Annotated in this window: 14 protein-coding genes; 6 read left to right on the top strand and 8 right to left on the bottom strand. The window is 40.2% G+C overall.

The genetic code is table 11. The features are described 5' to 3' along the window. Nucleotides 1-43: 43 nt before the first annotated feature. Nucleotides 44-3,484 (top strand): PAS-domain containing protein, encoded by a 3,441-nt coding sequence (locus tag QMA12_RS10805; protein WP_290210184.1) that lies wholly within the window; start codon nucleotides 44-46, stop codon nucleotides 3,482-3,484. Nucleotides 3,485-3,636: 152 nt separating this feature from the next. Here QMA12_RS10805 and QMA12_RS10800 read toward each other — a convergent pair whose 3' ends face one another. Then, nucleotides 3,637-6,273: a DUF2339 domain-containing protein gene (locus QMA12_RS10800; RefSeq protein ID WP_290210183.1), complete on the bottom strand. Its 2,637-nt coding sequence runs from the start codon at nucleotides 6,271-6,273 to the stop codon at nucleotides 3,637-3,639. Nucleotides 6,274-6,396: 123 nt separating this feature from the next. Further along, nucleotides 6,397-7,761 carry a hypothetical protein gene (locus QMA12_RS10795; RefSeq protein WP_290210182.1) on the bottom strand — a complete coding sequence of 455 codons (1,365 nt, stop codon included), beginning with the start codon at nucleotides 7,759-7,761 and terminating at the stop codon, nucleotides 6,397-6,399. Nucleotides 7,762-8,048: 287 nt separating this feature from the next. Here QMA12_RS10795 and QMA12_RS10790 point away from each other — a divergent pair, with 287 nt between their 5' ends. After that, on the top strand, nucleotides 8,049-8,615 hold the full coding sequence (locus QMA12_RS10790; RefSeq protein ID WP_290210181.1) for a sigma-70 family RNA polymerase sigma factor: 567 nt from the start codon (nucleotides 8,049-8,051) through the stop codon (nucleotides 8,613-8,615). Nucleotides 8,616-8,632: 17 nt separating this feature from the next. Further along, on the top strand, nucleotides 8,633-11,035 hold the full coding sequence (locus tag QMA12_RS10785; protein WP_290210180.1) for a serine/threonine-protein kinase: 2,403 nt from the start codon (nucleotides 8,633-8,635) through the stop codon (nucleotides 11,033-11,035). 100 nt (nucleotides 11,036-11,135) lie between these two features. Here QMA12_RS10785 and QMA12_RS10780 read toward each other — a convergent pair whose 3' ends face one another. Continuing rightward, on the bottom strand, nucleotides 11,136-12,500 hold the full coding sequence (locus QMA12_RS10780; protein ID WP_290210179.1) for a PQQ-binding-like beta-propeller repeat protein: 1,365 nt from the start codon (nucleotides 12,498-12,500) through the stop codon (nucleotides 11,136-11,138). Between the two features lie 230 nt (nucleotides 12,501-12,730). Here QMA12_RS10780 and purU point away from each other — a divergent pair, with 230 nt between their 5' ends. Next, nucleotides 12,731-13,561, top strand: coding sequence for a formyltetrahydrofolate deformylase (gene purU / locus QMA12_RS10775; protein ID WP_087531015.1), 831 nt, complete (start codon nucleotides 12,731-12,733; stop codon nucleotides 13,559-13,561). Between the two features lie 54 nt (nucleotides 13,562-13,615). Here the strand turns inward: purU and QMA12_RS10770 are convergent, their stop codons facing one another. Both QMA12_RS10770 and acs read right to left on the bottom strand, forming a co-directional pair. Continuing rightward, the gene (locus tag QMA12_RS10770) at nucleotides 13,616-14,269 is read right to left on the bottom strand and encodes a response regulator transcription factor (protein ID WP_087531016.1); all 654 of its coding nucleotides are present in this window, start codon (nucleotides 14,267-14,269) and stop codon (nucleotides 13,616-13,618) included. A gap of 97 nt (nucleotides 14,270-14,366) precedes the next feature. Continuing rightward, nucleotides 14,367-16,307 carry an acetate--CoA ligase gene (gene acs, locus QMA12_RS10765; protein WP_087531017.1) on the bottom strand — a complete coding sequence of 647 codons (1,941 nt, stop codon included), beginning with the start codon at nucleotides 16,305-16,307 and terminating at the stop codon, nucleotides 14,367-14,369. A gap of 295 nt (nucleotides 16,308-16,602) precedes the next feature. Here acs and QMA12_RS10760 point away from each other — a divergent pair, with 295 nt between their 5' ends. Then, nucleotides 16,603-17,766 carry a DcaP family trimeric outer membrane transporter gene (locus tag QMA12_RS10760; RefSeq protein WP_087531018.1) on the top strand — a complete coding sequence of 388 codons (1,164 nt, stop codon included), beginning with the start codon at nucleotides 16,603-16,605 and terminating at the stop codon, nucleotides 17,764-17,766. A gap of 163 nt (nucleotides 17,767-17,929) precedes the next feature. Here the strand turns inward: QMA12_RS10760 and recA are convergent, their stop codons facing one another. Beyond that, complete coding sequence (recA, locus tag QMA12_RS10755; protein ID WP_087531019.1) at nucleotides 17,930-18,976, bottom strand: recombinase RecA; 1,047 nt, start codon at nucleotides 18,974-18,976, stop codon at nucleotides 17,930-17,932. Nucleotides 18,977-19,041: 65 nt separating this feature from the next. After that, nucleotides 19,042-19,533 carry a CinA family protein gene (locus tag QMA12_RS10750; RefSeq protein WP_290210178.1) on the bottom strand — a complete coding sequence of 164 codons (492 nt, stop codon included), beginning with the start codon at nucleotides 19,531-19,533 and terminating at the stop codon, nucleotides 19,042-19,044. A gap of 21 nt (nucleotides 19,534-19,554) precedes the next feature. Between QMA12_RS10750 and mutS the strand changes: the two genes are divergently transcribed. After that, nucleotides 19,555-22,125 (top strand): DNA mismatch repair protein MutS, encoded by a 2,571-nt coding sequence (mutS, locus tag QMA12_RS10745; protein WP_290210177.1) that lies wholly within the window; start codon nucleotides 19,555-19,557, stop codon nucleotides 22,123-22,125. A 72-nt stretch (nucleotides 22,126-22,197) separates the two neighbouring features. Here the strand turns inward: mutS and rpoS are convergent, their stop codons facing one another. Further along, on the bottom strand, nucleotides 22,198-23,178 hold the full coding sequence (gene rpoS / locus QMA12_RS10740; protein WP_087531022.1) for an RNA polymerase sigma factor RpoS: 981 nt from the start codon (nucleotides 23,176-23,178) through the stop codon (nucleotides 22,198-22,200). Nucleotides 23,179-23,199 lie beyond the last annotated feature (21 nt).

The following is a 23,199-nucleotide window of genomic DNA, read 5'->3' as shown; positions in this document are numbered from 1 at the left end:
TCTGGTATGGTATTAACTATCATAATAAAAACTGAATTATTATATGACTGCTGCTCTAATTTTTGTTGCATTAGCCTATATTGGCGTGCTGTTCTGGCTTGCAAACTGGGGAGATAAAACCACTCCATTAGCAAAGCGCATTAGCCATCACCCATTTGTTTATTCATTCTCTTTAGGGATTTATTGCACCTCGTGGACTTACTATGGCTCAGTGGGCACAGCTGCCACCAGCAGTTGGAGTTACCTACCTATTTTACTTGGCCCTGCGCTGTTGTTTTTTTTCGGCCAAGGCTTTTTACGTAAGCTTGTACTGGTAAGTAAGAAACAAAATATCACCACCATTGCTGACTTTATTTCAGCTCGGTACGGCAAACGTCAAACAACGGCGATTATGGTTACTGTTATCGCTTTACTTGCCACTATTCCTTATATCGCTCTGCAGTTAAAAGCCCTTAGTAGCAGTTTTTTACTGTTACAAAGCGATAATAAAATATCTGGCTCTATGGTTGCGTTATCAGCCACATTGATTATGACCATGTTTGCTATTTTCTTTGGCACACGCAAAGTCGATGTAACTGAATACCGCTCGGGTTTAATGCTAGCGGTAGCATTTGAATCTTTAATTAAGCTACTTGCACTGGTCGCTGTAGCGGGCTTAGCGGTTTATACCCTATTTAACTTACCCACAGAGCGCGAAGTGTTAAGCACTGAATCTTTATGGCAGCATTGGAGTAGTTTCAACTTTTTTAGTTTTAACTTTATTGGTCAATCATTAATGGCAGCCGCAGCGATTATTTGTTTACCACGACAGTTTCATGTCACCGTGGTAGATAACCAAGACAAACGCCATTTATTTACCGCACGTTGGGCTTTCCCACTGTATTTATTACTCACAGCCGCGATGATTTTGCCTATCGCCACAGCTGCTATTCATCCAAATATTGGCAGTGACTTTTCACCAGATAGCTTTGTACTGGCACTCCCTTTAATGCACGATAATGTTTTACTTATCACTTTTGTATTTATTGGTGGAATTTCGGCAGCGACTGCCATGATAGTGGTCGCTACACTCACGCTCAGCACCATGATATCTAACGACGTTGTATTACCATTAATGCTACGCCGTAAGTTTAAACGCAACCTGATCACTACCAGCTATAGGTCGCGTATTTTATTAGTAAGGCGCTTTACCATCGCGGGCATATTAATTTTGTCGTATTTTTATCAGCAATGGTTTGGCCATGGTAAAGCACTTGCGAGTATGGGCTTAGTTGCATTCTCACTGGTCACCCAATTATTACCCGCTATTATTGGCGGATTATACTGGCGTAAAGGCCATGCTTATGGAGTTTACGCAGGCCTTTTGGCTGGTTTTATTTGCTGGATTTTATTTTTAATGTTGCCAATTTTAGACGCCGGTAACAGCCTTGATACCGAGCTACAGCAAACCTTAATAACCCGAGGTACACTTATTGCCCTATTTGCTAATATTGGTTGCTATATCAGTTTTTCACTCGGAGCCGATGAACGGTTAATAGATAAAATTCAAGCTGCTGCTTTTGTTAACCCTAAAGAGCAAGCTGTGCTGGCAAGGCGTTTAAATAAAAACGTAAAAGCCACTGTGTATGACTTTAAAATTTTGCTACAAACGTTTTTAGGCGTTCAGCGTAGTCAGCAAGTATTAGCACATTTCTCGCTCAGCCATCAATTGGGTGATAATAACAACCATCCTGATCCTGAATTTATTGCCTATTGTGAACGCGCATTAACGGGGGTTTTAGGTGCCTCTTCTGCGCAAGCTCTTATTCATACTGTGGCTTCGGGTAAGCGCATGGCCTTTGAAGAAGTGGTTAACTTTTTTGATGAAACCACTCAAGCGCTGCAGTTTAACCAAAACCTTTTGTTCACGTCACTTGAGAACTTAAGCCATGGTATTTCAGTAGTCGATAAAGACCTCAAACTAGTTGCATGGAATAAGCGCTACGCTGAAATGTTTAACTACCCAGCCGACTTTTTAGAAGTAGGCCAACCCATCGAAGAGATTATTCGCTACAACGCAGAGCGCGGAGAATGTGGCCCAGGCGAAATAGAGCGACAAGTTGAAAAACGTGTACAGCATTTAAAAAACGGCACATCTCACCACTTTATTCGACACCGCAGAAATGGGCAAGTATATGAAATGATTGGTAATCCACTGCCTGATGGCGGCTTTGTTACCAGCTTTTCAGACATTACCACGCATATTGCCACACAAAATGCGTTGGAAGAAGTGAACATGGATCTTGAAAACCGCATTGAAGCTCGTACTCAAGAAATACGTACTATTAATAAAGATCTCGAAGCTCAAATAGAAAGTCGCGTACAAACAGAGCAAGCACTCACTTTAGCCAAACGTGAGGCAGAACAGGCAAATGACAGTAAAACACGATTTTTAGCCTTGGCAAGCCATGATATTTTACAACCACTAAATGCGGCGCGTTTGTACTTAGCAGCCATTGATGAGACTTCGTTGGCAGACAACAATATCAACAACTTTGAAAAGCTAGGTGCAAGTCTCGATTCAACTGTACATTTAATGTCAGCCTTACTTGAAATTGCAAAACTTGAACAAGGCGCTATGACCCCTTCTCCACGTCATTTCAGTATTGATGATATTTTAGCGCCGCTACGTAACGAATACGCTATTTTATCGAGCGAAAAAGGCTTGCAGCTGCATGTCCGCTCTGGGCAACAAATAGTCCATAGTGACATCACTTACTTACGCAGGATTATCCAAAACTTAGTGTCTAACGCGGTTAAATACACTGAAAAAGGCCGTGTGTTAGTCGCATGTCGTAAACGAAAACACCACCTTCGCATTGAAGTTTGGGATACCGGGCCTGGCATTAGCGAAGTAGAACAAGCAAAGATATTTAATGATTTTTACCGTATAGAAGCCGGCGACAATAAAGGTGTAGGTCTTGGTTTAGGTGTGGTTAAACGTATGGTTGATTTACTCAGCCTACGGTTAGAAGTACATTCAACCATCCACAAAGGCAGTCGTTTTAGCATTGAAGTTCCTTACGGCGACAGCCAATTTGTACAGCAAAAAACTGCCACTAACAGCTTATTTGAAAACCGCGCGGCAATGAATGTAATAGCTGTGGATGATGACCCTGAAAATTTAAATGCCATGGCGAGCTTATTACAGAAGTGGCAAGCCGATTATCAACTGTTTGACCAAGTTGAGACTGTTTTAGAATATGCAAAAGCAAATAAAGCGCCAGATGTTATTTTAATGGATTACCAACTCGGCCATAACTGCGACGGTATAACACTTATTAAAACATTACGCGAAATTTGGCAAAGTCCTGTGCCCGCTATTTTAATTACCGCAGTACGTGATGATGAACTAAAACAAACAACTAAAGCCGCTAATATTCATTATTTATCCAAACCGATAAAGCCTGGCAAATTAAAAGCACTGCTTAATCACAGTACGTGACGTGCTAGGCGCTAGGCGCTAGGTGCTAGGTGCTAGGTGCTAGGTGCTAGGTGCTAGGTGCTAGGTGCTAGGCAAAAAATAAAACAGATCCGTGCTAAACAACATAGCTAAGTACATCTAGCAATTTTGCTAGGTGTACTGCTTTAGTTTAATCACCCCGATAGTGCTTTACTTCTGAGCTTTTGAAACAGCCAACTCAAACCGACAAGCGAAAGTCCCAGTCCAATAAATGATATCGCCTTAAGTAAACCAGTCAGGTTTGCCATATCAATTAAGAACACTTTAACTATTACTGCGCCAAGAATACCTAACCCGACTTTTTGTAACAGCAGTTGTTGTTCTAAATGCCCCCAAATGACCACCGGCGCGCCGAGAAAAAGCCAAATAATCGAATAACTATAAAGCTCTGCGTCACTGGTTATTTTATCTAGGTAGATATACGCCCCTTGCCAATACTGGCGTATAAGTACAGTTATTGCTAATACAGCTAAAACGCCCGCTACTGCCAATATTATTTTACTAAGTTGAGCATTAACAGGTTTAACTAATTTAGTTAACCACAGCGCTAAAGCACTTGGCACCAACCACATTAATAGCACCCAGTTAAATATCGGAGTTTCCCCTACATACAAGGATGTTAGTAATGGATTGTCATTCAGTGCAGTGCTTAACAACAGCAACCCTGCTAAAGCTGATAATATTAAACCCGCTACTTGGTATAATTTAGCCAACTGCGCTGCACTTTGCGCGCGATATAAATAAACACAACCTAACGCGAGCCAATTACAGCTAAGTAATACTTGCTCATAAAAACTTAAAGAGCCAAGTTGTGGATAATGCCCAACTAATTGATAACTCGTTTCAGTAGTTATAAATAATGCCAAACAATGTAGCGCAGCGCCTTCAAGCCATAGCTTCATATCGGTTTGTTGCCATTGCTTGGCCACAAACCAAAACAATCCAACAGCAATGGGGTAAACCACTATGCTCCAATGCATTGATAGAAGCGTTAGATCTGCATAACTCTCAATCCACGGTGCAAACGTCAAACGTGCAAGTACTGCTGCCACGAGCGCTTTAATAGGCCAGTGCGGCATAGGCACTTTATGGCGTTTAACAAGAAAACTTATAACCAACACTTGAATTGCAAGCGCAAGCGTGAGGCCGCTATCAGCTAATAACATCGTTAAGCAAAGTGTGATATTGGCATTAGCACCAATCCAATAACTAAACTGCTGCCATTGCGTATAGGCATTTTGCGCACGTTTGATCAATACGCCACTGCCAAGTAGTAATAGTACTGTCCATAATGAATACGCTACCGCTAACTCTTGCTCTGAGGTGAGAGTATAAAGCGTTGCTATTAGTACAAACAGACTAAAGGCAGCCACTAAGTGAAAACTTAAACGTTTATAGTAATATGTGCCAAAATACAGCCCGTACAAACAAAAGCCTATACCAAGCAATAAACCAAGCCCATACATATCTTTAAATATAAATAAGTGGTCGTTACTATCAATATTATAATTATGCTGAGTTACAACCAATAACACAGCAATTAGCAACGCTAAACCTTGCCATAGATCCCAACGGCTATTTTGCAGCACCAAAAATAGCAGCATGACAATTAAACACACCATCATAATTTGCCATTGCATACTCGCCATAGAAATTGCTATCGCTATCAATAATGGCGCCACAATCGCTAACAATAATGGATTATCAGGCTGTAATTTTAGTAGTCGCTGTAAACTATGTGGGCGACATTCTAATAACCGCAATGTTAAACCTAAACGCATCATCGCGATTAAACCTATGATAGATAAAAGGGAAAAACCACCCACAAGCCAATATTCAGTTGACTTAACAACACTTAAGGCCACCCAATACCAGCCAATATGCCCTGCCCAAAGTAAATACCATAGCCAATTACGGTTTACCCTTTTCGCCACAAGCACAGCTGATAAAGTAACAAATCCAATATAGGTTAGCAGCGCTGCCAAATTGCCACTTCCCGTATTAACCCATATAGGCACGCTATACGCGCCAACGATACCTAATAGAGCTAACAATGGTCCTAAGCGCAGTGCCATAGAGCTAGCTGCTAGTGCAATAACAGCTAGCATCACAAAAGCAGTGGTTGCGCTTAACATTTCATAACTTGAATAAGCAAGCAGCGTTAATGCAAAGCAACTAATAAACCCGCCTCCCGCTAAAGCTGCTGGAATATAATTATTAAATCCTTCAAAAACAATACCTTTACGGTGCAAAAAATCAGCAACTGTAATTAGCGCTATACCAAATAACCCGCCTAAGGTGAGGCGTAAACTAGGTGATAATAGACCTGCATCTAAACTGTACTTTGCTAAAAATATGCCACCGAAGGCCAGTGCGACACCACCAATCCAAGTCATCCAATTTTGTTGCAGTTGATTTTTTAATTGAGCCAAAAAAGTGCTAACTGCAGAGTGAGAACGCTTATTCGTTTCTCGGGAACTAATAACTGTATGCGTTGATATAGTTTGATTTAATGTAACAGATTGCTGATTAGTAGCATGAGACTGTAGTTCAGATTCAATTGGGGGCGTATGTGATTGCTCAGATGCAAACCTTGCCACAGCAGTTGCTGGCTGACTCGAGGTTTTAGAAATCACTGAGTGCAGTTGTTTTTTTAAAAGCGTAACTTCTTGTTGTAGCGCACTGACCTTTGTTAAAGCGATTAAACCGGCGATAGATCCGATTACAACCACTAACGATAGAATAACAATTAAACCAAGCACGTCGTCCATTTTTTAATCCCTGACTACTTTTATTCCTCCCTTATAACGTAAACTGTAGTGAAAATATAGCCAAAAAAATCCCAGCATCATATAACGAAGCTGAGATTTAATAAATTTACTACTCTACTGAGATTACTCTACAGAATCAGTCACAGTGCGCTCTAAGGTCATTTTAAAACCTGTGCTACTCGTTTCATCATGCTCTAGGATTAAAATGTAATTACCTTCTTGAGTAAAATCCATATCCCCTTGCTGCATTAAGACTATTTGCTGCCCATTGTCTTCATACAACACATAAGTGGTATAGACTTCATTATCAACCACTTCATCTTCTTGGTCGTACTTATCCAGGCTATCAATATAGTTACTGGCATCATCGACTGTCTCACCGTCTAAAGTAAATGCAATATCAACATCCGTAATGTCTTGTCCGGCATAGGTATCAAGTAAGTTGACCACTGTTACATTATGGTTATAACTGCTAGGCGTCAGTGATTCAACAACGGTAAGCATACGCGGGCCGTAGTCTTTATCATTGTAAAAAATCCCCACGTTACTTTGCTCTCGCTCCAATGTCAGTAGGTAATTATCAACAATTGACGTACCCTCATTATCCATCATCGCAATGCTGAAGCTATTTGGGTTAAGCTCAATATAATCAGAAAAAGTATCATTTTGCGTTAGTTCTGTTACATGACTTTCGTCACCACGGGTTACTGTAAAACTGGCTTGTGGGTAGTCATCTATCGTATTAATAAAGCGCAACTGCCCCTGCGCAGATTGATGCTTAAGTGATGTCACTGAGTTACTCGAAGTAACAATATCCAATGTTATCCCTTCCTCTTCAGTTGCATAACTTGGACGGATCATCACTACATAGCTTGATTCATCATTAAAATATACAGTGGCTGATTCAAAAATAACATCTGTGCTACCACTTTGAGTAATGTAAATAGTGTAATAACCTTCTTCGAAAGCTTGTAGCGATAGCTCGTTCAAATAAGTGGGTGATGCAATGAGTTCTGCGGTATCGAATAAACCATCCTCAGTCGCAATATAGACATCATAATTACTACCCTCACCTGAAATATTAAACCAGCCTAAGTTAAACTCATCTTCGTCACTGCTGGTCGGTACAGCTAATTCAGTAAAATTAGGTTCTGAAAAATCTCCGCTCATAACCCATAACTGTGTTTGATCATCTTTTATAGAAACTGATTCTTCTTGAATTGTAATATAGCTATCGTTAGCATCTACATATTCAAAAGAAACATCGTAGCTTGTAGAGCTATAATTGTGGCGCGTTGTAACATCACCAAAGTAAGTACCAGAGCGTTCAGTTTCATCTACAAACAAACGTGTATACGGACTATTGTAAGAACCGTTATAAAGTTGAATGTAGCCACTACTGCTACTTGATGAGTCATCCCCAGAACAAGCAGCTAATGTTGCTGCCAAGGTAGTTACTAAAACAGTTTTAAGTAAAGAGCTGTGCATGGAATCATTCCTTATTGTTAATAGTGCTAATGAGACTATAAAAACAACTAAAAATTCCAACCTTTACAAAGCATTACCCACACTTACAGTTCCTTACATATTCGTAATAAAGTGTATGAATGTGCAAATAAAACGCACATTTTATTACATATAACCTCACTTACATATTCTAAACAACTAAATTTAAAATATAGTTGTAAAAAACCAGAACAAAAACACAAGGTTAACAGTTGTAATCAAAAGCGTACAACTGTACCTTTATAGCCTATGATCTTGAGGACTTTGAAATGCAAACACCATTAGAAAAGTTAATACATGGATGGCAGAGCGGCTGTACAAAAAGCGCTGACGAATTAAAATCACGTATTTATTACCACTTAAAACAAATTTGCCATGTACATCTACAAAGCTACCGCGATGATATTGACTCTACTTATGTAATACAGCATTTACCCCATACAGGATCCTTGTTACATCAATCATTGATTGAGCTGATCCCACCGCAAAAAACACTCGCGCACGAAACTCAATTTAATGCTTACCTTAGTGTATTTATTCGCAATGTTTTACGTGATGAAATTCGTAAATTTCAATCAAAAAAACGAACACCAAATGATGTTGACGCAGCTCAAGAGGATAGCCAATTAAAGCATCAGGAAAATTTTTTAGCTCTGGATAGCGCATTAAATCACCTCGAAAAAAACCACCCGCAAAAAGCACAAATTTTTTCGATGCACTACTTTTTAGGCATTGACAGTAAAGCTCTCGCTGAACAGTTTAAAGTATCTCTTGCCACTATTTACCGCGAGTTAGACGCCGCTAAAGCGTTTTTAAGAGTGCATATAGAACAATAATTAAAAAAGAAGAAAACATGAAATTTAATGATTCACTCAGTGTATTTGAATACTTACTTAAAGAGCACCCTAACAACCTTATTGCTGGGTTAGAAAGCCTCGAAAATATAAACAGCACTCTCTTTAGCGAAGTGGAACAGCTAATTCTTGCTCATAATCAAAATCAACAACAAACACAGTTCCATCAATCTATTAGCCATTCAACCGAGCTATTAAATGACAATAGCAAAATAGAGGACTTGATAGGTAAGAATATCAGCCATTTCACATTACAGAGACTATTAGGCTCTGGGGGGATGGGCGTTGTTTATTTAGCGCACAGAAATGATGGTAAATTTGAGCAAACCGTTGCTATAAAAATTATATACCCAACTATTACTGCATTACATGGCCCGCAAAATCTAACCCGCGAAGCACAATATTTAGCATTATTGAACCACCCAAATATAGCAGGAGTACTAGACGCAGGTGAATGTGAATTTGGCATGTACATGGTGATGGAATACATCGAAGGCACAACGCTTGTAAGTTACTGCAATGAACAAAAGTTAAACACCAAACAGCGCTTAACTTTATTTTGTAAAGTCTGTGATGCCGTTAGCTATGCTCACCAGAACAGAGTGATCCATGCAGATTTAAAACCATCGAACATCCTTGTTAACAAGCAAGGTGAACCTAAGCTCGTTGATTTTGGCGTTGCTCGTACAATAAATAATGAACAAACCGATTTTGTTGTTAACGAGTATATTAAGGCTCTAAGCCAAGAGTACGCCAGCCCTGAGCAGCTTGCAGGCCAAACGCTTACAACCCAGAGTGATGTATATAGTTTAGGAAAAGTACTCGCTAGTACTATTAAAGAAAGCTCTAGTGAGCTACTAGGAATCATTAAACAAGCATCATCTGCGCAGGCAACTCGTTACGCAACTGCACTTGAACTTAACACCGATATTAAACGATATTTAAGTGCGGAGCCAATAAGCTTTAACACTCATTATCTATATCGATGCAAAAAGTTTATTCAACGTAATCCACTTATAACATTACTTGGTATAAGTCTCATTGTTGCATGTGCTTTATTTACGAATGCATTATGGCAAAAAAACATACATTTAAAACAAGAAAGGGAAACCACTGAATATGTAGCAGATTTTTTGATTAATGTATTCGAATCTGCAGATCCAGCAGCATACGATGGACATGAGATAAGTGCACAAGACTTACTACTCGGCGCAAAACAGCGCCTTAGTAATGAAGATGATTTACTGCAATCAAAACCCAAAGTCGCATTATATTTAGCAAAAGCACTCAACGGTGTTGGTGAACATACGAGCGCACTTGAACTCCTCGAGTTAAGTAACAATACAGCGCTTAATACTGAGCAAGCACTTCTTAAAGCACAAATTCACATCCAAAAATCGGAAATAGCATCAGCCCAACAAACACTAGACTCAGTAGAGAAAGAGCACCTCACTGCAAAAAACTCAGTTCAATACTTTAATAGCCTTGCTAATATTCTTTTTTACAGCGATCAATATGAGCAGGCACTTGCTAAATTGCGAATAGCCGAGCAATTAGCTATTGAGCATCAACTTTATACCGCAGTCATTACAATAAAAAACAAACGTACCGCTATCTTCCAAGAGCAAGGAAAGCTAACAGAGCAATTAGCAGAAGCAAAACTGGCTGTAACATTTAGCGAGCAATACTTCGTAAAAAACTCCGCAGAATACCTCGAGGCTTTATTTACATTACAAAGTGCTTATTCAGCCAATGAAGATTTCGATGCGGCAAATATTTTGCTTGAAGACATATATAAAGTTCAAGTCAAAGTATACCCAAAAGATCACCCAACTTTAGCACTGACCCTGAACGAAATAGGCAATAACTTTTCACGCTTAGGTGAATACGACAAAGCTATACCGCTGCATAAACAGGCCATTGCCATGGTAGAGGGCCGATATGGTAAAAAACACATAGATTATGCTTATGGTTATGGCTACTTAGGCAATGCCTATGGTTATCAAAAGCGTTTTGAAGAAGCAATTCATGCTTATAACGAATCACTTGAATCAAATACGTTAATGTACGGCAAAGTACATACAAGCACACTGACCTCAGCAAGAAATTTAGGGTTAGCATATTCTGAAATGGGCAATCAAATAAAAGCGAAAGAGGTTTTAAATGAGACGCTAAAACAAACTCTTACTCTGTATCCTGAAATTTCATACCGGAGTGCATTAGTTCAAACAGCTTTAGCGCGAACCCTAATAGAATTACAAGAGTGGCAAGCAGCCAAAATTCATCTTGAGCATGCCGCCGAAGGCTTTCGCCAAAGCCTAGGTGAAGACAGCATCCGTTATACACGAACCATAGAAAGGCTAAACCTTACTAATGAAAAACTAGCAACGGGGTTAATGTAAATTCTAAACAAAGAGGTAATTCTAAATTTAATAATGCTTTGATTGGACTTTCTTGCTCAAGTCCAATCAAAGCTCCTATACCTATTTATATGTGGAATAATTACTTAACCACACCACTATTTTGATTATCTCGGTGTATTTTAGACCAAGTATTAGACATTAAACCCGTGCTATCAGTTTGAATAGCTACAAGTTTACCGGTGGCATTTGCATCATTACGGTCTCCCTCTGAAAGAGTACCAATATACAAGATGCCTTGACTATCAATTGCAGGGGATGACCAAGTAGCACTGGCTTTTAGATCATACTGCCATACAAGCTCACCATTAGGTGAATAAACATGCATTAAATCATTTTCTGTCGCGAAATAAATATTACCACTGTCACCGATTGCTGGTGATACCTTCACGTTACCAGTAATTTGGGTTTGCCATTTTATTGCTTTTGAATTGAGTTCAAGCGCATAAATTTCACTATCGTCATTATTACTTGTGCCAAAGTAAATATTCCCGCGTGATTCATCTATCGCAACTGATGAACGAATATGTGGCGTTTCAAATACCTGCGGATTTGGTAATTCAAACTTCCAACGCAGATCCAAATTATCATCAAAGCTGTATAAAATCCCGGCTTCAGAGCCAAAATAAATATTATTATTAGAATCAATAGCCGGAGTTGAGTAAACCAAGTCGCCTGCAAAGGTGTCTATATCTTTGAACTCACCCACTAGCTCATAGCTATTTAGATCAAGCTTAAGGACGCGACCCTCATCATAAAAAACAAGCTCACCGTTATAATTTACCGCCCCATTTACAAATCTGTCTTGTCGCTCTGCACAATTACATAAACGCTCAAACAAACTCTCACCCGTTTGCGCATTAAAAGCACGGATATCTAAACCAGTGTATATAATTTGGCCTTCAAAAGCCGCAACCTTCGTTAAACCGGAGCCTGTTTGCAAACCATAATCAGATACACGCTGACGCCATACTTGCTCGCCACTACTATTTAGAGCGACTAGATCACGATATACTTTATCAAACTCCCCAGTGCGCTTATCAACTGTGAAATAAATATTTTCATTGTGTACAACAGGGCTTGAGCGCACCTCTTCACCATTAGGTAAGGGGTAGCGCCACTTTTCACTGCCGTCGCGGTTATAAGCTACCATCAAGTCACTGCCTGCGGGATCATTACGCACATTCTTGGCAGTGCCTATAAAAACGGTTTGCTCATCAGCACTGAGTGCCGGTGACGAGTAATAGGCAAAACTTGAAGTTGGTAATGACTTTTCCCAGACTAAGCGCGACTCTTCAACCTTATCAGGTTCCTTATCTGCATCAGATTTTGTGGTTTGTGGATCATCGCTGCCACCGCTTCCACCACCTCCGCAAGCAGATAGAAGAAGGCTTAACGCAAATATAATTGATGCTTTAGCTTTAGGTGACTCAAACTGTAAATTCATGTAATTCCTTGATAGTTATTATTTATTGTTAAGTAAATCCTACGAATAAAATTACAATAATGACAAACACGAAAAACAGTTAAATTTTTCTCACAAACTTAAAATATTTTTATCTATCTAAACGTAGCAGCGACTCATGAATAATAATCAATAACTTAATAAAGCCCTTGCATTGCTGGCCAATTAACAAATAATGGAGGCTTGGGTTCACGGGATTTGAATGAGGAAAAATGAACACGATACTAACGACGCAATGTGCGGATGATGTAGGCTTAATAGCTAAGATAACCGGGCTTTGTCATGAGCATAATTTAAATATTACGCGTAACAACGAGTTTGTAGATAAAGACGCAAAACGTTTTTTTATGCGTACCGAGTTGAGCGACCAACCAAATGGTGAATTTTTAACCCAACTTGAAGGCCTGCTGCCTACTGGCGCGAAGGTTACTTTACATAGTAACGAAAAAACCAAAGTTGTACTGCTTGCCACCAAAGAAGCCCATTGTTTAGGCGGTGTGTTACTCAAACAGTTTGAGCAAGCCCTTAACATTGAAGTGCTTGCTGTAATTGCTAATTACCCAGATTTAGCGCCTTTAGCAAAAGGCTTTAATGTGCCTTTTCACGTTGTTAGCCATGAAGGACTAAGCCGTTTAGAGCATGATCAACAAGTGGGTGATTTAATTGCTAGTTATAAGCCTGATATTATTGGCCTTGCTAAATATATGCGTATTTTGAGCCCAGAGTTTGTCGCCCGCTTTGATGGTAAAATTATTAATATTCACCACTCATTTTTACCGGCGTTTATTGGGGCAAAGCCATATCACCAAGCATTTGAACGAGGTGTAAAAATCATTGGTGCAACGGCACATTTTGTTAATAATGAGCTCGATGAAGGGCCAATTATCATGCAGGACGTGACCCATGTTAATCATGCCAATACCGCAGAAATGATGGCTAAAATGGGGAAAGATGTTGAAAAAACAGTGTTTTGTAAAGCACTGCAATTAGCGTCTGAACATAAGTTATTTATCAACGGTAATAAAACTGTCGTGTTTAGCTAGGTGATAGATTTAATTTAGAAATGAAGAGGCTATTTGCCTCTTTATTTTTGAAGGTTAAGACGCTGACTCAATCGGTTCTAGTTGTAATTTTGCTGCAATGAGTACAGCTTGAGTACGATTATATACGCCTAGTTTTCTAAATATTGCTGTAATGTGTGCTTTTACTGTTGCCTCAGAAATATGTAACTCGTAAGCTATTTGCTTATTGAGTAAGCCTTCATGTAAGTATTGTAATACTTTATATTGTTGTGGCGTCAAAGATGCCACTTGTGCGGCGATTTCTTTATCTTCGCCTTTTATGGTCTCGACTTTGTCTTTAAGCTCAACAGGGAGCCATACATCGCCATCAAGTATTTGATTTATTGCCAGGGCAATGTCTTCTGACGACGATGACTTAGGAATAAATCCCATCGCACCATAGCTCATTACTTTGGAAACAATATTGATATCTTCACTACCTGAAACCACCGCAATAGGTAAACTTGGGTAGTCTTCACGGATACGAATAAGGCCGTATAAATCGCCACTGCCTGGCATGTGTAGGTCTAGTAGTAAGATGTCTAGATCTTCTTGTTCGTTGAGCACTTTTAGTGTGGTATCAAAATCTTCTGATTCAAAAACTTCTAAATCAGCAAATTTGCTACTTAACGCCCCTTTTAGTGCTTCACGAAATAACGGGTGGTCATCCGCTATTAAAAACTGACTCATGGTTCACTCCTAATAAATTCGGCTGTCACCTATCGAATAGCTGACAGCCGATATACTACGTTTAGAATCAACTTCTAATCAAGTTTTTAACGCATATTTAACGATTTAATCGGTTCTCGATTAACTCATCAACCACGCTAGGATCTGCAAGCGTTGAGGTGTCACCTAGTTGTTGGTGCTCATTTGCTGCGATTTTACGTAAAATGCGACGCATAATCTTACCAGAACGAGTTTTTGGTAAACCTGGTGACCATTGAATCATATCTGGTGAAGCTATTGGGCTTAGCTCTTTACGAACCCAGTTACGTACCTCTTTAGTGAGCTCGTCACTGACTGTTATCCCTTCATTTGGCGTAATGTAAACATAAATACCTTGACCTTTAATGTCATGAGGGAAGCCAACAACGGCGGCTTCTGCTACAGCCTCATGAGCAACAAGGGCACTTTCTATTTCAGCGGTACCTAAACGATGCCCTGATACATTGAGTACATCATCGACACGCCCGGTTATCCAATAGTAGCCGTCTTCATCACGACGACAACCATCGCCTGTAAAATAAACACCTGGGTATGCTGAGAAATAAGTTTGTTCAAAACGTTCATGATCACCATAAACAGTACGCGCTTGTGATGGCCAGCTGTCTAAAATGACTAAGTTACCATCTACAGCACCCTCTAATGTATTACCTTCAGCATCAAATAGTGCTGGAGCAATACCAAAAAACGGGCGAGTCGCTGAGCCTGGTTTCATATCAGTAGCACCTGGTAGTGGCGTGATCATTATACCGCCAGTTTCTGTTTGCCACCAAGTGTCCACAATCGGACAGTTACTCTTACCTATATTTTCGTAATACCACGACCATGCTTCTGGATTTATTGGTTCACCCACCGAGCCTAAAATACGAAGGCTATCACGGTTAGATGTAGACGTTGGTTCGTCGCCTTTGGCCATAAGTGCACGAATAGCCGTAGGTGCAGTATAAAGAATAGTTACACCATGCTTATCAACTACTTCACCCATACGTCCTGCTGTAGGATACGTTGGCACACCTTCAAATAACACTTGTGTACAACCATTTACTAATGGCCCATAAGCAATATAACTATGACCTGTGATCCAACCAACATCAGCACTACACCAAAAAACATCATCTTCTTTCAGGTCAAATACGTATTCATGGGTCATTGATGCGTAAACAAGGTAACCACCAGTTGTGTGTACAACACCTTTAGGTTGACCTGTTGAGCCAGATGTATACAGAATAAATAGTGGGTCTTCTGCATTCATTGGCTCTGGGTCACACTGTGCTGGCACATCAGCAACTAAATCGTGCCACCAAACATCGTGCTCATTCCAATCGACTTCTCCGCCTGTAAGCTGATGAACAACAACATGTTCAATAGTCGTTACAGACTCTTGTGCAACCGCTTCATCAACGTTGGCTTTTAATGGTACTGTGTTACCTGCGCGTCGCCCTTCATCAGAGGTAATAACAACTTTAGCGCCAGAGTCCTTAATACGATCAGCAATCGCTGATGGCGAAAAGCCACCAAATACCACTGAGTGAATTGCACCTAAACGTGCGCATGCTTGCATGGCATAAACGGCTTGTGGCGACATAGGCATATAAATCGCAATACGATCACCTTTTTCTACACCTAATTTTTTAAGACCATTTGCAAATTTAGCCACTTCATCATGCAATTTCTGATAGCTAATATGTTCACTTTGTTCTGGGTTATCACCTTCCCAAATCAATGCTGTTTTATCTGCTTTGGTTGCAAGGTGACGGTCAATACAGTTATAAGAAGCGTTCAGTTCGCCATCTTCATACCACTTAATATTGATATGCCCTTTATCAAATGAGGTGTTTTTTACCTTAGTATAAGGAGTAGACCAATCAAGGCGTTTACCATGCTCTGACCAAAAACTTTCTGGATCATCAATAGATTGCTTGTACAGTGTATTATAATTATCGTTATCAACTAAGGCTGCATTCTTGATATGTGCAGGAACTGGATAGATACTTTGTGACATAGTCGTCTCCATTTGTAATTACTTGCCAAAGGCCTATCTCAAGGATCACTCAGCATGGCTGATGAAAGTATTAGACCTTAGTTGTAATGCTATTTTTATTGGCCCTAAATTAGAGCAAAATTAGCGTTTACTGCTTTAAACTTTTTAATAACATAAGGTTAACAACCCTGTTCTTACAAGTCTACTGTTGTCAAACATTAGTCTAATAGACCAATAGGTAATTGAGTAAAAAGCGTACATCATCAAAAGTGGCATTAGTAGAAGTATAACAACTGCACCGAATAGGAAACCAATCATGACAACACAAACAACACTAATAAGATCCCTCACCGCAACCGCTGTTTTATGCGCACTGAGCACGACAACACAAGCTGCCACAATTGGTGACACAGATGTTAATTATGGCGGTTACGTAAAAATTGATGCAATGTGGAGTGATTATTCAGCTGGTGCTCCTGCTGGAACAAATGTAGGGCGTGACTTTTATGTACCAAGTACATTAACAGTTGGCACCGACGACGACTCTGATGCTGTATTTGATATGCACGCACGCCAGTCTCGTTTTAATTTTGGCACATCAACACTCTTAGACAACGGCAAAACCATAAACAGTAAAATCGAAATAGATTTTTTAGCGTCTGCTGCTGGTGGTAATGAACGAGTTTCTAACTCATACGCGCCACGTATTCGCCACGCTTTTATTTCTTATGATGGATGGTTATTTGGTCAAACATGGTCAAACTTCCAAAATGTGGGTGCACTGCCTGAAACACTTGATTTTGTAGGTCCAGCTGAAGGCACGGTGTTTGTTCGCCAAGCACAAGTTAAATACACCACCGGTGCATGGTCTTTCTCACTAGAAAACCCTGAAAGTACAATTACAACTTCAAATGGTATGGCTGTAACCGATGATGCATCATTACCGGATTTTACAGCACGTTATACGCATAAAGCAGATTGGGGTAACTTAGTGGTTGCAGCGCTTGCTCGGCAACTTACGTATAAAGTGGGTGGTCTTGACGCTGATGAAACCTCAATTGGTCTTAGTGCATCAGGTATGGTTAAAGTTGGTCAAGATAACCTTAAATTTATGCTTACCCAAGGCAAAGGCTTAGGTCGTTACGTCGGTTTAAATGTTGCCCATGGAGCCGTATTAAATGGCGATGAACTCGATGCCATTGACTCAACCTCAGGTTTTGTTGCTTATCAGCATAATTGGAATAACCAATGGCGCTCAACATTCCTCTACTCATTCTTCTCAGCTGACAATAACATTGATTTACTTACAATTACAGGTGACCCAACTGAATCTAGCCAAAGCTACAGCGCTAATATTCTCTACTCACCCGTTAAAAAACTAACCTTTGGTGCTGAATTTAAACACGCTGAACGTGAACTCGAAAGTGGCAATGATGGTGATATGGATCGCTTGCAGTTCTCTGTTAAGTATGCATTTTAGCCCTAACTTGCTAACTTGCTAACTTGCTAACTTGCTAACTTGCTAACTTGCTAACTTGCTAACTTGCTAACAAAGTATAAATACAAAAAAGCCGCTAAATTTAATTATTTAGCGGCTTTTTTAATTGTTAAGTGCGGGTCAAATCGCGCTTACTCTTTAATTTTTATAACTCATCTTCTGCAATTAAGCCCGAGTCTTCACCGTCTTCCGGTTTAATTTCAGCTTTAAGCAAAAGCATATCGCGCAATTTACCTTCAATTTCGTCTGAAATCTCTGGGTTCTCTTTTAAGAACTTAATTGAGTTAGATTTACCTTGCCCTACTTTGCTGCCATTGTAGCTGTACCATGCACCGGCTTTTTCAACAATTTTGTGCTTAACACCCAAATCAATAAGTTCGCCATGCTTAGAAATACCTTCACCATACATAATGATGAATTCAGCTTGTTTAAATGGTGGTGCAACTTTGTTTTTAACCACTTTTACGCGAGTTTCGTTACCAACAACTTCATCGCCTTCTTTCACAGAACCAATACGACGAATATCTAAACGAACTGAAGCGTAAAACTTAAGTGCATTACCACCGGTTGTTGTTTCAGGGTTACCAAACATAACACCAATTTTCATACGTATTTGGTTGATGAAAATACATAATGTGTTTGAGCGTTTAATGTTACCCGTTAGCTTACGTAATGCTTGTGACATTAAGCGAGCTTGTAAGCCCATGTGTGAATCACCCATGTCGCCTTCAATTTCAGCTTTTGGTGTTAGGGCTGCTACTGAATCGACAATCACAACATCAACAGCACTTGAGCGTACTAACATGTCACAAATCTCTAGCGCTTGCTCACCCGTATCTGGTTGAGACACTAGTAAATCATCAATATTTACGCCTAACTTTTGCGCGTAAACTGGATCAAGTGCGTGCTCAGCATCTACGAATGCACAGGTTTTGCCTTCTTTTTGTGCTTGAGCGATAACTTGTAGCGTTAAAGTTGTTTTACCTGATGATTCAGGGCCATACACTTCAACAATACGACCCATAGGTAAGCCACCTATGCCTAAAGCAATATCGATACCTAGTGAACCTGTCGATACAGCCTCAATGTCTAGTGCTTTATTGTCACCCAATTTCATGATTGAGCCTTTACCAAATTGACGCTCAATTTGAGATAAAGCTGCATCTAATGCTTTTTGTTTGTTATCGTTCATTTTGTTCTCCAAATCCGGCTAATGCAGACAAGTATACTGTATGAAATTACAGTATCAAGCTTATTTTATAAATTTATCTTCTCTATGACTTCTTTTAAAGCATAAACAATAGCTTGGGATCGAACACTGGCTCTATGACCAAAAAACAATTGCTGACTTGGGTACTGTTTATTACCTATTTGAATGCAAAACCAGACAAGCCCAACTGGCTTTTCTTTTGTGCCGCCACCAGGCCCAGCAACGCCAGAAACTGCAATACTAATATCTGCATTGGTGGCTTTACATGCGCCCGCTGCCATCTCTAGCACTGTTTGCTCACTCACAGCGCCATATTCTGCAAGCGTTGCAGCCGTTACTTTAAGTAAATCTTGTTTTGCTTGATTGCTATAAGTAACGAACGCACGGTCAATATAAGCAGAGCTTCCGGGTGTGTCGGTAAGCGCATAACTCACCCCGCCACCAGTACATGACTCAGCGGTAGTGATCCATAAGCGTTTATCCGTTAAAATAGCGCCTAATTGCGCAGCAAGTGTTTTAATCTCTTGATGTAACTCCATATTCAGCCTTTGGGTAAATACATGTCGTTTGATCTTTATGCACCACAGACAATAAGTCAACAAACTCCGATGATGCAGCAGTATCTAAAAATAAAATCTGAGCATCGTGATATTTTATTGTTCTATCGAATGGGTGATTTCTACGAACTCTTTTTTGATGATGCAAAACGTGCCGCGCAGCTTTTAGATATCTCACAAACTCATCGTGGTAAAGCCGGTGGTGATCCTATCCCTATGGCTGGGGTACCTTATCATGCAGTTGAAAACTATTTGGCGCGATTAGTACAAATGGGTGAATCTGTAGCGATTTGTGAACAAGTTGGCGACCCTGCAACCAGCAAAGGACCTGTAGAGCGCAAAGTGGTACGTATTGTTACGCCAGGAACTATTTCTGATGAAGCCCTGCTACAAGAGCGTCAAGATAATTTACTTACCAGTGTATGGCAAAGTAAAAAAGGTTTATACGGAATTGCCTATTTAGATATCAATTCTGGGCGTTTTAATATTGTTGAAGTAAATACCGATGAAGCTTTTAGCTCAACACTGCAACGTTTAGCACCAGCAGAATTACTCTATAGTGAAGATTTTTCTAACGTACATTTAATAGAGCATATTAAAGGCATTCGCCGCCGCCCTGAATGGGAATTTGACCTAGACACTGCACAGCATCTTTTATGCGATCAATTTGGCACTAAAGATTTAGTCGGCTTTGGGGTTGATAAAGCCAAAGCGGCGTTAATTGCCGCCGGATGCTTAATGCAATACGTTAAAGACACGCAACGAATTGCCTTGCCTCATATTCGTGCGATCACCCTTGAACATAACGAACATGCGGTAATTTTAGATGCTGCCACCCGAAAAAATTTAGAGCTCACACTCAACCTATCTGGCGGGTACGAAAATACCCTTGCTCAAGTACTTGATAAAACCGCAACAGCGATGGGGTCACGGTTACTAAAGCGTCGCATTCACACTCCTATTCGTTCAAAACCCGAACTTAATGCTCGCCTGAATGCTATTAGTGCCATAATCGATGCGCAATTATGTGGTGAATTACACGAGTCACTTAAGCAAATAGGCGATATAGAACGTGTTATAGCGCGCTTAGCATTATGGACCGCAAGACCTCGCGATCTAACTCGCCTACGCGGTGCATTACAAGCGTTAAGCCCGCTGCATGCATTATTAAATGTCGCTAGTGACCCTCGCATTGCACAAATTATTGCTGACTCTGCAGCTTTACCTGAACTGCAAGATTTATTAGAACGTGCTGTTATTGATAACCCACCTGTGCTTATTCGTGACGGAGGCGTAATTGCCCCAGGCTATAACAGTGAGCTCGACGAATGGCGTGCACTCAGCCAAGGTGCCACTGATGTGCTTGATCAATTAGAATTACGTGAGCGCGAACGTACAGGCATTAGTACCCTTAAAATTGGCTACAACAAAGTGCATGGCTTTTTTATAGAAGTAAGCCGTGCTAACTCACATTTAGTGCCAGCAGATTATATTCGACGCCAAACGCTTAAAAATAACGAGCGCTATATTATTCCAGAGCTAAAAGAGCATGAAGACAAAGTGCTTGGCAGCCAATCAAAGGCACTCGCACTGGAGAAGCAACTCTATGAGCAATTATTCGAGTTTATCGCCCCACACATAGAGCAGCTGCAAACAATGGCTGCAGCCCTTGCTGATTTAGACGTACTTAATAATTTAGCTGAGCGTGCAATAGCTCTTAATTATGCAAAGCCACAGCTTTGCGATAACGACGATATTAGCATTAAGCAAGGCCGTCACCCTGTGGTTGAACAAGTAATGAAAGACCCATTCATTGCCAACCCTGTTGAACTTAACAATCAACGTAAAATGTTGATTATTACTGGGCCAAATATGGGTGGTAAATCAACCTATATGCGTCAAACAGCCTTGATTGTATTAATGGCTCATATTGGCAGTTTTGTGCCTGCAGATAGCGCGAAAATTGGTAATATTGACCGAATATTCACTCGCATCGGTGCCAGCGATGATTTAGCCTCTGGCCGCTCAACTTTTATGGTTGAGATGACCGAAACCGCAACAATTCTAAACAATGCAACCACGCAATCACTGGTATTAATGGATGAAATAGGCCGTGGTACAAGTACTTATGATGGTCTGTCACTCGCCTATGCAACCGCTGATCACTTAGCATCAAAAATTGCAGCAAAAACACTGTTTGCCACCCATTACTTTGAACTGACCGAACTAGCCGAGCAACAAACGGGGCTGGTAAATGTGCATTTAGATGCGATTGAGCACAATGACACTATCGCGTTTATGCACACTGTACTTGATGGCGCGGCGAGTAAAAGCTTTGGTTTACAAGTTGCGGCATTAGCTGGTGTGCCAAAAGCAGTTATAAAACAGGCTAAGCAAAAGCTAAAGATGCTCGAAAACCATCAACCTGTTACCGCAGATATAAACACGCAACAAGTATCATTATTTGAAAGCGAACCGAGTGAAGTAGAAACTCAGCTGGCTGAAATCGATTTAGATAATTTAAGCCCGCGCCAAGCGCAAGATTTACTGTATAAATTAAAAGCACTGTTGTAATAATTGCAGACATTAAAAAGCCGAAGCGATAATCGCTTCGGTTTTTTAATTTATGTATTAATATTTATATAGTTACGAAAACTGTTCAAATAAACTATCTGTACTTAACCCTTCATGTTGCAAAATGTCTTTAAGTCGGCGTAATGCTTCAACTTGAATTTGGCGAACTCGCTCACGCGTTAAGCCAATTTCACGGCCTACATCTTCCAGCGTTGATGGCTCATAACCAAGCAAACCAAAGCGACGAGCTAATACTTCACGTTGTTTAGGATTAAGTTCACCTAACCAATCTACAATATGCTTATTAATATCATTGTTTTGTACTTCGCCTTCAGGGCTAAAACCTTTTTCATCTGCGATAATATCAAGTAATGCTTTATCGTTTTCGCCACCAATTGGTGTATCGACTGAGGTAATTTTTTCATTTAAGCGCAGCATTTTTGTGACGTCTTCAACCGGTCTATCTAAACACTCTGCAATTTCTTCTGCGGTTGGCTCATGATCAAGTTTTTGTGTCAATTCTCTCGCTGTACGTAGGTATACATTTAACTCTTTCACTACATGGATAGGTAATCGAATGGTACGCGTTTGATTCATAATCGCACGCTCAATAGTTTGACGGATCCACCAAGTAGCATAGGTTGAGAATCTAAAGCCACGTTCGGGATCAAACTTTTCAACAGCACGAATAAGTCCTAAATTACCTTCTTCAATTAAATCAAGTAATGCAAGACCACGGTTATTATAGCGACGGGCAATTTTTACAACTAAACGTAGGTTACTTTCAATCATGCGTTTGCGGGATGCTTCACAGCCTTTTAACGCTTTGCGGGCAAAAAACACTTCTTCTTCAGCACTCAATAAAGGAGAGAATCCAATTTCACCTAAATACAATTGAGTGGCGTCTAAATTTTTGGTTACCTCCTCTTTAGCGAATATATCATCTTCTTTATCGACTTCCTCTAATAATGCTGTAGCTTCTTCAACTACCACATCATCAAATTTTTCATCAGCCGCGGACTTCGTTTTTTCTACTTTTGCTGTGTTACCCATTAGCGTACCCTCAAGCAAATA

Source organism: Pseudoalteromonas sp. APC 3893 (assembly GCF_030408095.1).
Taxonomy (GTDB): Bacteria; Pseudomonadota; Gammaproteobacteria; order Enterobacterales; family Alteromonadaceae; genus Pseudoalteromonas.
The sequence above is the reverse complement of the archived record's forward strand: the minus strand, read 5'-3'. Positions and strand labels throughout refer to the sequence as shown.